9 protein-coding genes and 1 pseudogene are annotated in these 11,970 nt (G+C 70.7%); 2 read left to right on the forward strand and 8 right to left on the reverse strand.

Translation table 11 applies throughout. From position 1 onward, the window contains the following. Positions 1-17: 17 nt before the first annotated feature. The 3 genes from AB6A69_RS03240 to AB6A69_RS03250 form a co-directional block, all read right to left on the reverse strand. Positions 18-1,322: a TRAP transporter large permease gene (locus tag AB6A69_RS03240; protein ID WP_371059672.1), complete on the reverse strand. Its 1,305-nt coding sequence runs from the start codon at positions 1,320-1,322 to the stop codon at positions 18-20. Next, entirely contained in the window at positions 1,322-1,873 is a 552-nt protein-coding gene (locus tag AB6A69_RS03245; protein WP_371059674.1) for a TRAP transporter small permease, read from the reverse strand. Before AB6A69_RS03245 ends, AB6A69_RS03240 begins: the two co-directional genes overlap by 1 nt. Positions 1,874-1,940: 67 nt before the next feature. Beyond that, positions 1,941-2,921, reverse strand: a complete 981-nt coding sequence (locus tag AB6A69_RS03250; RefSeq protein WP_371059675.1) for a TRAP transporter substrate-binding protein — start codon at positions 2,919-2,921, stop codon at positions 1,941-1,943. A 122-nt stretch (positions 2,922-3,043) separates the two neighbouring features. Here AB6A69_RS03250 and AB6A69_RS03255 point away from each other — a divergent pair, with 122 nt between their 5' ends. Continuing rightward, positions 3,044-6,688: a hydantoinase B/oxoprolinase family protein gene (locus AB6A69_RS03255; RefSeq protein ID WP_371059676.1), complete on the forward strand. Its 3,645-nt coding sequence runs from the start codon at positions 3,044-3,046 to the stop codon at positions 6,686-6,688. A gap of 49 nt (positions 6,689-6,737) precedes the next feature. Here the strand turns inward: AB6A69_RS03255 and AB6A69_RS03260 are convergent, their stop codons facing one another. The 5 genes and pseudogenes from AB6A69_RS03260 to AB6A69_RS03280 form a co-directional block, all read right to left on the reverse strand. Beyond that, on the reverse strand, positions 6,738-7,520 hold the full coding sequence (locus tag AB6A69_RS03260) for a YdcF family protein (RefSeq protein ID WP_371059677.1): 783 nt from the start codon (positions 7,518-7,520) through the stop codon (positions 6,738-6,740). A gap of 12 nt (positions 7,521-7,532) precedes the next feature. Then, positions 7,533-8,543: an SDR family NAD(P)-dependent oxidoreductase gene (locus AB6A69_RS03265; RefSeq protein ID WP_371059679.1), complete on the reverse strand. Its 1,011-nt coding sequence runs from the start codon at positions 8,541-8,543 to the stop codon at positions 7,533-7,535. Between the two features lie 69 nt (positions 8,544-8,612). Continuing rightward, positions 8,613-9,917: an amidohydrolase gene (locus tag AB6A69_RS03270; protein WP_371059681.1), complete on the reverse strand. Its 1,305-nt coding sequence runs from the start codon at positions 9,915-9,917 to the stop codon at positions 8,613-8,615. A gap of 61 nt (positions 9,918-9,978) precedes the next feature. Continuing rightward, positions 9,979-10,242, reverse strand: a pseudogene (locus tag AB6A69_RS03275) (amidohydrolase family protein); the annotation flags it as partial. Further along, complete coding sequence (locus AB6A69_RS03280) at positions 10,239-10,520, reverse strand: hypothetical protein (RefSeq protein WP_371059682.1); 282 nt, start codon at positions 10,518-10,520, stop codon at positions 10,239-10,241. The pseudogene AB6A69_RS03275 and the gene AB6A69_RS03280, both read right to left, overlap by 4 nt. 168 nt (positions 10,521-10,688) lie before the next feature. On the opposite strand from AB6A69_RS03280, the gene AB6A69_RS03285 reads away from it, so the two are divergent. Beyond that, a complete protein-coding gene (locus AB6A69_RS03285; RefSeq protein ID WP_371059683.1) occupies positions 10,689-11,942 on the forward strand; it encodes an aminotransferase class V-fold PLP-dependent enzyme in 1,254 nt (417 codons plus the stop codon). Positions 11,943-11,970: the final 28 nt, after the last annotated feature.

The following is an 11,970-nucleotide window of genomic DNA, read 5'->3' on the forward strand; positions in this document are numbered from 1 at the left end:
TCTGTCGCCCGGGCCGCTCATCGCGACAGCATCGTGCCCGGCAGCCAGAGCGCGATCTCGGGGAAGACCGCGAGGATGGCCACGGCGAGCACCAGAAGCAGGAAGAAGGGCAGCGCGTAGCGCGCCACGGTGAAGATGTCCCGCCCCGTGATCGTCTGGATGACGAAGAGGTTGAAGCCCACGGGCGGGGTGATCTGGCTCATCTCGACGACGAGGACGAGGAAGATGCCGAACCAGATCGGGTCGATCCCCGCGGCCGTCACCATGGGCAGGATGATCGAGACGGTCAGGACCACGATGGAGATGCCGTCGAGGAACATGCCCATGACGATGAAGAACAGGGTGAGGATGGCGAGGAGCGCGAAGGGCGAAAGACCCATCTCGCCGATCCAGGCGGCGAGCTGGCGCGGGATGCCCGTGTAGCCCATCGCCACCGTGAGGAAGGCCGCGCCCGCGAGGATGAACGAGATCATGCAGGTCGTGACCGTGGCGGCGCGAAGCGAGTCGCCGAGCCCGGTCAGCGACAAAGCGCCCGTCGCCCAGGAGAGGATCAGCGCGCCGGCCACGCCGATCACGGCGGCCTCCGTGGGGCTTGCGATGCCGGCGTAGATGGACCCGATCACCGCCACGATCAGCCCCACCACGGGCAGAAGCCGGGCGGCGGCGCGCATCGCCTCGCGCCGGTCGGTGGGCGGCTCCTCGGCGGGCATCCGCGCGCGGTTCAGGAGCGACCAGAGCATGATGTAGCCGCCGAAGAGCCCGGCCAGCATCAGCCCCGGCACCACGCCCGCTAGAAAGAGCCGCGCGATGGACTGCTCGGTCGCCGCGCCATAGACGATCAGGATGATAGAGGGCGGGATCAGGAAGCCGAAGGTGCCCGAGCCCGCGAGCGTGCCGATCGCCATCCGGTCGTCGTAGCCGCGCGCCCTGAGTTCGGGCAGCGACATGCGCCCGATGGTGGCGGTGGTCGCGGCCGAGGAGCCGGAGACCGCCGCGAAGAGCGCGCAGCCCAGCACGTTGACGTGCAGCAGACGCCCGGGCAGCCGCGCGGTGAAGGGCGCGAGGCCGGAGAACATGTCCGAGGAGAGCCGCGATCGCACCAAGATCTCGCCCATCCAGATGAACATCGGCAGCGCCGTGAGATCCCAGACGGAAAGCCCGCCCCAGACCTTGGTGGCGAAGACAAGCTCCGGGGGCGCCGGCGCGGCCGCGACCATGGCGACCAGCCCCACGAGGATGAGCGCGAACCCCACCCAGAGCCCGGCGGCCAGCGCGCCGAAGAGCACCGCCACGAGAAGCGGCGAGAGAAGCGCGATCTCCATCAGCGCGCCTCCTCGGTGTGCAGCTCGGCGGCGTCATGGGCGGGCGTGCCGCCGCGCAGCAGGGTGGCCATCGCATCGATGAGCGCGACCGTGAAAAGCGCGAGGCCCAGCGTCATCACTGCCTGCGGAATGGCCAGGGGAATGGCGATGACGCCATAGCTGACGGAGTCGAAGCGGAGGCTGTCCAGCGTCTGAAGAAGGCTCGACCAGCTGGCGAAAGCCCCGAGTGCCACGGCGAGCCCGGCCACCGCCGCGCCCAGCCAGCGCGCCGCAGCGGGCGGCAGGGAACGGATCACCAGCTTCACCCGCACATGCCCGCCCGCCTGCAGCGTTCCGGCGAGCCCGAGGAACACGGCCGCCACGAAGAGGTAGGCGCCGAACTCCGCGAGCGAGGGAATGGTGAAGCCGGGCGGCGGAATTTCCAGCGCGCGCGCCGCGCGGTCGACAACCCGCCCGAGGATCTGCAGCAGGACGAGCGCCGCGATCAGCGCGAAAGAGAGGGCGGCGAGCCACAGCGCCCCATCGTAAAGGCGGTCGAGCATCCGGCGCATCCGGCGTCTCCGGCTGAAAGGGGGAAAGGGCGGCGGGGCCGGGATCCCGGCCCCGCCGATAGGCGGATCACATGCCCGACTGGTAGGCCTCGATGACCTGCCGGCCCTCGTCGCCGGCCTCGTCCAGCCATTCGGCCGTCATCGTCTCGCCGACCTCGGCGAGCTCTGTGGCCAGCTCGTCGGAGGGCTGGGAGACCGTCATGCCGTTCTCCTCCAGCGTGGCGATCTTCTCCTCGGTTTCGGCGGCCGACATCTCCCAGCCGCGGGTCTCGGCGGTGGCGGCGGCGTCGAGAAGCGCCGCGCGCTGGTCCTCGGGCAGGGCCTCGAACGCGCGGGTGTTCACGATGACCATGTTCTTCGGCAGCCAGGCCTGCGTGTCGGTGTAATGCGAGGTGAAATCCCACGCCTGGCTCGAGACGCCGGTGGAGGGCGAGGTGATCATCGCGTCGACACGGCCCGTGGCGAAGGCGGTGGGGATGTCGCCGGCCTCCACCTGGGTGGGCACCGCGCCCATGAGCTGCGCCAGCCGCTCGGTCGCGGCGTTGTAGGCGCGGAACGACGCGCCCTCGAGATCCGCGGCGGATGTCAGCGGTTCCTGACTGTAGAGGCTCTGGCCCGGCCACGGCACCGCGAAGAGCAGCGTGAGGCCCTGCGCCGCGAGCTTCTTCTCGACGAGCGGGCGGGACGCCTCCCAGAGCGCCTCGGCCTCCTCGTAGCTCGAGGCCAGGAACGGGATCGAATCGACCGCGAAGACCGGGTCCTCGTTGGCCAGCCGCGACATCAGCACCTCGCCGATGGGCGCAAGGCCCCGGCGCACCGAGTCCTTGATCTCCGGGTGGGCATAGAGCGAGCCCGCCGAGTGCACGGTGATCTCCACCGCGCCGTCGGTGGCCGCAGCCACGTCCTCGGCGAACTGCGTGATGTTCTGGGTGTGGAACACGCTGTCGCCGTAGGGCGTGGGCATGTCCCAGTTGGCGGCGGCGGCGGGCAACGCGAAGGCCGCGCCCGCGACGGCGCCGGTCAGGCTGCGGAAGGCGATAAAGGTCATTGCGGTCATCCCTGTCTGGATCGGTTTCTTTTCTGCGCGGGCCCGGCGCGCGGCCGGCCCCGACTGCCATGAAGGTTGACCAGACGTTATCAATTTGTCAACGATTTGTCATCGAATGATCGATGACAGGAGTGACGGTGATGGCGGACGCGGCGAACGGGCGGTGGGATTTCTGGATCGACCGCGGCGGCACGTTCACCGACGTGATCGGCCGCGCGCCGGGTGGCGAGCTTACAGCCCTGAAGCTTCTGTCGGAGAACCCCGGCGCCTATGACGACGCGGCGATCGAGGGCATCCGCCGGCTGCTCGGCGCGGAGGCCGGCGCGATCCCGCCCGAGCGGGTGGGGACGGTGCGCATGGGCACGACGGTCGCCACCAACGCGCTGCTCGAGCGCAAGGGCGACCGGACGCTCCTTCTCGTGACCGAGGGATTCCGCGACGCGCTTCGAATCGCCTACCAGGACCGGCCCGACATCTTCGCCAAGGAGATCGTCCTGCCCGAGATGCTCTACGAGCGCGTGGTCGAGGTCGAGGAGCGCGTACGCGCCGACGGCACGGTGGAGCGCACCCTCGATCTTCCGGCCGCCCGCGCCGCGCTGGAGGCCGCCAAGGCCGACGGCATCGACGCGGTCGCCATCGTGCTGATGCATGCCTGGACCGCGCCCGACCACGAGCTCGCGCTGGCCGAGGCGGCGCGGGAGGTGGGGTTCGGGCAGGTCTCTGTCAGCCACGAGGTCTCGCCGCTCATCAAGTTCGTGGGCCGGGGCGACACGACGGTCGTGGACGCCTACCTGACGCCGATCCTCTCGCGCTACGTCGAGAAGGTGGCCGGCGCCCTGGGCGCCACGCCCCCCGACGCCGAAGGCCCGACGCTTCAGTTCATGATGTCCTCGGGCGGGCTCACGGCCGCGGACCGCTTCAAGGGGCGCGACGCGATCCTTTCGGGCCCCGCGGGCGGCGTGGTGGGCATGGCGCGCACCGGCCAGATCGCCGGCGAGGACCGTGTGATCGGCTTCGACATGGGCGGCACCTCAACCGACGTCGCCCATTTCGACGGCGCCTTCGAGCGCGCCTTCGAGACGCAGGTGGCCGGCGTCCGGATGCGGGCGCCGATGCTCCGCGTGCACACGGTGGCGGCCGGGGGCGGCTCGATCCTGCACGCCGACCCGGGGCGTTTCCGCGTCGGGCCGGATTCGGCAGGCGCCGACCCGGGCCCCGCCTGCTACCGCCGCGGCGGGCCGCTCACCGTCACGGACGCCAACGTGATGCTCGGCAAGCTGAACCCGGACTACTTCCCGGCGATCTTCGGGCCCGACCAGGACCAGCCGCTCGACCGCGGGACCGTGGCGGAAAAATTCGCCGAGATCGCGAAGGCCGAGGGCAAGACGGCGGAGGAGGTCGCGGAAGGCTTCCTGCGCATCGCGGTGGAGAACATGGCGGGGGCCATCAAGAAGATCAGCGTGCAGCGGGGCTACGACGTCACGCGCTATCTCCTGAACGCCTTCGGCGGCGCGGGCGGGCAGCACGCCTGCCTCGTGGCCGACGCGCTGGGGATGACGAAGGTGCTCGTCCATCCGCTGTCGGGGCTTCTGTCGGCCTACGGCATCGGGCTCGCCCGCGTGACCGAGGCGCGCCAGCGGGGCCTCGAGACGGAGCTCGGGAGCGCGCGGAAGAGCGAGGTGGAAACGGCCCTCGCCGAGCTTTCCGACGAGGTGCGGGAGGCGCTCGCCGCGCAGGGCGTGCCGGGCGACGGGATCGAGCTCGTGCCGCGGCTGCATCTGCGCTATGCGGGCACCGACACCGCCTTGCCCGTGGGGTGGACGGGCGACGTCGCCGCGGCGCGACAGGCCTTCGAGGCCGCGCACGAGGCCGAGTTCGGCTTCACCGACCCCGACGCGGCGCTCGTGATAGAGGCGGCCGAGATAGAGGGCCTTGCCGCCGAGCCCGCCGCCGATCCCGAGCCACGCGGCGAGACGGTCGAGGGAGAGGCCGATGCCGAGGACGAGGTGGAGCTCTTCACCGGGGGGGAGGCGCACGGCGCGCGTGTCGTGCGCCGCGAGGCGCTCGCGCCGGGGCGGACCGTGACCGGCCCCGCGCTCATCATCGAACCGAACCAGACCGTGGTGGTCGAGCCCGGCTGGCGCGCCGAGGTGACGGCGCGCGATCACATCCTGATGCGCCGCGTGGAGGCCGCGGCACGGACGCGCGCGATCGGCACGGAGGCCGATCCGGTGTTGCTGGAGGTCTTCAACAACCTCTTCATGAACATCGCAGAGCAGATGGGCGTCGCGCTTCAGAAGACGGCGCGCTCCGTCAACATCAAGGAGCGGCTGGATTTCTCCTGCGCGGTGTTCGACGCCGACGGCGCGCTGGTGGCCAACGCCCCGCACATGCCGGTGCATCTCGGCTCCATGGACCGCTCGGTGGAGACGGTGATCCGCCTCAACGCGGGCGAGGTTCGGCCGGGCGATGTCTTCGCGCTGAACGCGCCCTACAATGGCGGGACTCATCTGCCGGATATCACGGTGGTCACGCCGGTCTTCGACGACGAGGAGCAGGAGATCCTCTTCTGGGTGGCCTCGCGCGGGCATCACGCGGATGTGGGCGGCGTGGCGCCGGGATCGATGACGCCGCTGGCCACCACGGTGGACGAGGAGGGCGTGCTCATCGACAATTTCCGGCTCGTGGAGGCCGGCCGCTTCCGCGACGCGGAGGTTCGCAAGGTGCTGACCGATCACGCCTGGCCCGCGCGCAACCCCGATCAGAACATCGCCGACCTGAAGGCGCAGGTCGCGGCCAACGCGCGCGGCGTGGCGGAGCTTCGCCACATGATCGACCAGTTCGGGCTCGACGTCGTCCGCGCCTACATGGGCCACGTCCAGGACAACGCGGCGGCCGAGGTGGCCCGCGTGATCGGGCGGCTTTCGGACGGCGAAAACGAGTATCCCACCGACACCGGCCAGGTGATCCGCGTGAAGATCACCGTCGATCGCGACCGGGGGGAGGCGACGGTGGACTTCACCGGAACCTCGGAGGCTCAGGCCAACAACTTCAACGCGCCCGAGCCGGTGACGCGGGCCGCGGTGCTCTATGTCTTCCGCGTGATGGTCGAGGCGCCGATCCCGATGAACGCGGGCTGCCTGCGCCCCGTGAAGATCGTCATCCCCGAGGGCTCCATGCTCTCGCCCCGCTATCCGGCCGCGGTGGTCGCCGGCAATGTCGAGACCAGTCAGCATGTCACCAACGCGCTCTTCGGCGCGCTCGGCGCGATGGCCAACAGCCAGGGGACGATGAACAACCTCACCTTCGGCAACGACCGGCACCAGTATTACGAGACCATCTGCTCGGGCAGCCCGGCGGGCGTGCGCAACGACGGCACGGGTTTCGCGGGCACCTCGGGGGTGCATGTCCACATGACGAACTCGCGCCTGACCGACCCCGAGATCCTCGAACTGCGCTATCCCGTGCTGCTGGAGCGGTTCGAAATCGACGAAGGCTCCGGCGGGGACGGGCGCTGGCGCGCGGGCGACGGCACCACCCGGCGCATCCGCTTCCTCGAGGCGATGGAACTCGCGATCCTGTCCTCGCACCGGGACCGCCCGCCGCAAGGCCTCGAAGGCGGCGCGGCCGGCCGGGTCGGACGCACCGAGATCCATCGCGCCGACGGAGGGACGGACGCGTTGCGCGCCGCCGACCAGACCAAGGTGGCCGAAGGCGACGCGGTGGTGATCGTCACGCCCACCGCCGGCGGATACGGCGCGGCCTGATCCGGAACGGCGTGCGCGGCCCCGGCGGCCGCGCCGTCGCGCCCCGCCCTCAGCGCCCCGTGATGCCGTAGACGAAAAGGCCCACGCGCTCGTGCACCGCGCGCCCGAGAAGATCGAGCTGGCGCGTGAAATCCCATGACAGCAGTCGCGGGCGTGGCGATGCGCGCTGATCGACGGGCCAGGCGGTCATCTCGGGCCAGCCCGCACGCTCGAAACTGCGCATCGCGCGGGGCATGTGCCAGGCCGATGTCACCAGCACCCAGCGCGCGTCCGGCGCGGGCGCGGCGAGCGCGAGGCTCATCCCGGCGTTCTCGGCGGTGTTGCGAGAGGCGGTCTCGAGCAGGATCCGGCCGGGCTCGATTCCGTGACGCAGGAAGAAGGCGCACGCCACGCCGGCCTGCGCGTCGCTCAGCTCGCCGAGGTCGCGCAGCGCGCCGCTGCCGCCCGTGAACATCAGCCGCGCCTCGGGGAAGCGCCGGGCCAGCACGACCGCCTCGGCGAAACGCTCGCCGCCCTCGTTCGTCTGGGGCAATCCGGTGAGCCGGGTCAGGTGGGCCAGCTCGGCCCCGCCCAGCACGACGATCCCGTCCACCCCGGCCAGCGTGGGCGCGGGCGGGTAGCGGGCCTCGAGCGGGCGCAGTGTCCAGTGCCCCACCGGCAGCACCGCGATGGCAAGCGCGAAGGCCAGCGTGAGCGCACCCCAGATCCGCGCGGCCCCGGTTCGCCCCAGAGCCGCGGCCCCGAAGGTCAGCGCGATGCCGAGGATCAGGATCGTGTCGGGCCGGATGAGCGCCCAGCCGATCTTCGAGACGACGAAGAAAAGGGTACCCACCGGATCGCCCGCTCAGACGTCGTAATACGCGCGATACCACGCGACGAAACGCGCGAGACCGTCGGCGAGATCGGTCCGGGGGGCATAGCCGGTCAGGCTTCGCAGCAGCGACGCGTCCGCCCAGGTGGCCGGCACGTCGCCGGGCTGCATGTCCATGAAGTTGCGCTCGGCCGTCACGCCGAGCGCGGATTCCAGCGCGTCGATCATGTCGGTGAGCTTCACGCTGGTGGAGTTGCCGATGTTCACGATGCGATGGGGCGCCACCGGAGAGAGGCTGTCGCCCGGCGCGATGGCCGCCGGGCTCGGGGGGCGTTCGGGTGGCACGTCCATCAGCAGCCGGATGCCGCGCACGAGATCGTCCACATAGGTGAAGTCGCGCCACATCTCGCCATGATTGTAGACGTCGATCGGGCGGCCCTCGAGCATGGCGCGGGTGAACTTGAAATAGGCCATGTCCGGCCGGCCCCACGGCCCGTAGACGGTGAAGAAGCGGAACATGGTGGTTGGGATGTTCCACAGATGGGCATAGGCGTGGCCCATGCTTTCCGTGGCCTTCTTCGTCGCCGCGTAGAGCGTGAGCTGGGTGTCGGCCTTCTGCGTCTCGGCGTAGGGCACCTCGGTGTTGGCGCCGTAGACCGACGAGGTGGAGGCCATCATCAGGTGGCGCACCCCATGCCGCCGCGCGGCCTCCATCACGTTGAAGGTGCCGGTAAGGTTCGCGTCCACGTAGGCGCGGGGGTTCTCGAGGCTGTAGCGCACGCCTGCCTGCGCGGCGAGATGCACGATGATATCCGGCGCGAAGGCGTCCACCGCGGCATCGAGCGCGGCGCGGTCCTCAAGCATCGTCTCGGTGGCGGTGAAGCCCTCCATGGCCGAGAGGATCTCGTGGCGCCGGCGCTTCAGCGCGACGTCGTAGTAATCGGTCATCCCGTCCAGCCCGTGGACGGTCACCCCTTCTTCCAGCAGCAGCCGGGCGAGATGGAAGCCGATGAAGCCGGCGGTGCCGGTGACGAAGACGCGCATCGCCGAAACTCCCTGCCCGTTGACCGTTGCGGGCTTAGCCCAGAGGACGGGATGCGGCAACAGGTGCGTTCAGCCCTCGACCCCGGCCATGAGCGCCGCGCCGAAGGTGCCGGCCACGCAGGCGCCGCTGTGCGGACCCTCCGCCGCAAGCCGCGCGAAGCGGCGCTGCGCGGGCGCGGCGCCCTGCGCCTCCATCGTCACGGCGGCGCGTCGCAGCATCTCGGCGAAGGGGTCGTGGCCGTCGCGGGCGGGGAAGTAGCGCAGCCGCGTCTCGTCGGTGGTCGCCTCGTAGATCGTCTCGCCCTCCTTGACCGTCGCGGCGACGGTGAGCCGGTCCAGCGTTTCCGGATCGACGGCGGTGGGATCCTCCGACAGGATGACGAGATCGGCCAGCTTGCCCGGCGCGATGGAGCCTTTCCGGTCCTCCTCGAAATGCTGGTAGGCTGGCCAGATCGTGATCGCCTTGAGCGCCGTCGTCACGTCCACCCGATGGTCCGGGCCGATGATGTCGCCCGAACGCGAGTGGCGCGTCACCGTGGCGTCGAGGATGCGCATGGAATCCGAAAAGGCCACCGGCGCGTCGTGGTGCGAGGAGAACATCATCCCGCGCTGGCGCACCCAGCCCGTGGGCGAGATGTTGTCGGCCGCGGTCGGGCCGACCGTGTGCTCGCGGTGCCAGTCCCCCCAGTAGAAGGTGTGCATCGGGAAGAGCGAGGGGAACACGCCGAGGCGGTTGAACGCATCCACCTGGTCCTCGCGCAGGAACTGGCCGTGGATCAGCACCGGCCGTCGGTCGCCCGGCCCGTGCGCCTCGGTCGCCGTCTCGATCGCGGCGATGAGGATGTCGCTCGCCCCCTCGCCGTTCGAGTGGGTAGGGATTTGGATCCCGTTCGCGAAGGCCCAGTCGATCGCGTCGAACACCTGGTCGTCGCTGGGCGCCGTGTCGCCGCGGTATCCCGCCCGCAGATGCGAGGGCGGGCGGTAGCAGGGCCTGTCGCGGCAGGCGGTGAAGCCCTGGGGCGAGCCGTCGATGGTCAGCTTCGCGCCGCCCACCCGCACGCGGTCGGTGTAGTCCCCCGAGGCGGTCCGGGCGATGAAATCGCGGTCCATCAGCACGTCGGGATAGACCACCACGTCGATGTCGATCCCCTCTTCGGTCGCCACATGCCGGATCATGCGCGTGGTGGACGGGCTCGCCCGGCCCTCCTGCGCGGTGGTGTCGCCGTGGCTCGCCGAGAGCTCCGCGCCCGCCCGGAAAATCGCGCGGCCGCTGTCCTCGTCGAGATCGCGCACGAGCGAGAGCAGCACGCCGAAGAAGGCGACCTCCTCCAGCACGCCGTTCGGGTCCTCGCCGCCCTCGTGGCGCCGGATCACGCCGCCCGCCGGGTCCGGGCGTGTCGGCGATGATGCCGGCGATTCCCAGCGCGGCGGAGTTCACGGTGGCGCTGTGCCCGGACTGGTGGATCACGATCCCCGGCAGCTCGGTCGAGACGGCGTCGAGCTCGTCGCGGGTGGGGTGGCGCTGTTGGGCGAACTGCGCGTCGTCGTAGCCGAAACCGATGATTAGGCCGGCGCGATCCACCCGACCCGGGTTTCTCCCCGCCCATTCCGCCAGCACCGCCTGCATCGCGGCGATGTCGTTCACCTCCCCGTCGGGCGCGGGCAGCATGTTGGCGGACAGCGCCTGGACCCCGATCATGAAGACATGGCCGTGGGCGTCCACGAAGCCCGGGGATGAGCGCGCCCGGGGAGATCGACCATATCGGTTTCCGGGCCACGGTGGCGCATCACCTCCGCCTCCGTCCCCACGGCGAGGATATCGCCGTCGCGCACCGCGACGGCCTCGGCGCGGGGCCGGTCGTCCTGCATGGTGAGAACGGGGCCGCCGTGGAAGATTCGATCCGCCGCCTCTTGGGCGAAGGCGGGGGTAGCAATCATGAGCGGGGCGGAGAAAAGGAGCGGCGCGCGGTGGATCATGGTGGCCTCGTTCCGTTTGTGGCACGAGCCCCCGCGGCTACCGCGCTTAGTTTACCTCACGGCATGTATCCTGCAATTGAATCTCTCGCGCCGACGTCCCAAAGAGGTCGCGCCGCCGGGCGGCCCGGTACGAGGACCGCCAACGACAACCCGAAGGAGCCTTGCCGCATGTCCGCCTTTCCGCCCGAACTGCTTTCAGAGGTCCGCGCGCGCTTCGCACATGTGGAGGAATGCCCCTTCACCGGACCGCGCGTCTTTTTCGAGAACGCGGGCGGCGCGCTCACGTTGAAATCGGTGGCCGAGACCTCCGCGCGGTTCGCCGCGATCCCGGACAACCAGGGGCGCGACAACCCGGCCTCGGCGGAACTCATGCGCGTGATCGCGACGGCGCGGGCGGACATGATGCGGCTTCTGAACGCGCCGGGGGGGCAGATCGTCGTCGGCGAAAGCGGGACGGAGATGCTGTTCCGCATGATCCGCACCGCCTGCATGGCCGCGCCCGGCGGCGGGCAGGTGCTGGGCAGCACGCTCGAGCACCCCGCCTCGCGGAGCGCGGCGGCGCACTGGGCCGGGCACGCCGGGCTGGCGCATGTTCTCGTGCCGCACGACGACGCCACGGGGACCGTGGGGCCCGAGGCCTACCGCGCCGCGCTCACGCCGGAAACGCGTGTGGCGACGATCGTGCATACCTCGCCCGTCACCGGCATGGGCGTGGACATCGCGGGCGTCGCCGCCGCGATCAGGGAGGTCGCGCCGGACTGCGTGATCGTCGTGGACGGCATCCAGCACGCCGCCCATGGCGCCATCGACCTCTCCGAGGCCGGCGTCGACGGGTATGCGATCTCGCCCTACAAGATGTTCTCGCGGCACGGCTACGGCGTGGCGTGGCTCTCCGACCGGCTGGCGGCGCTGCCGCATGAATGCCTCGTCGGCGGCCCGGCGGAGCAGTGGGAGCTCGGCACCCGCGACACCGGCGCATACGCCACCCTCTCCGACGTGGTCGGCTATCTCGACTGGCTGGGCGGGCAGGTGTCGGGCGAAACCGGGCCGCGCGCCCGGCTGGAAGCGGCGGCGCGGGCGATCCACGCGCACGAGCGCGCGCTCACCGACGCGATGCTCTTCGGCGCGGACAACCTGCCGGGCCTCGACGCGATGGAGCGGGTGCGGATCGTGGGCGGCGCGCAGAACCCGGCGCGGGAGGGGCTCGTGTGTTTCTGGGTGGAGGGCCGGCCCTCGGCCGAGGTCGTCTCGGCGCTGGGCGCGGAAGGCATCCGCGTGCACATCCGCAAGGACGACCATTATTCCGGCAACATCCTCGGCCCGCTCGGCCAGGCCGACTGCATCCGCGTCTCGATGTGCCATTACAACAGCGTGGCCGAGGTGGCGCGCTTCCTGTCGGCGATGCAGGGCATCGCCGCCTGAGGCCGGAACGGAAAACGCCCGGCGGTGC

This window comes from Rhodosalinus sp. 5P4, from assembly GCF_041365695.1.
Classification (GTDB): Bacteria; Pseudomonadota; Alphaproteobacteria; order Rhodobacterales; family Rhodobacteraceae; genus Rhodosalinus.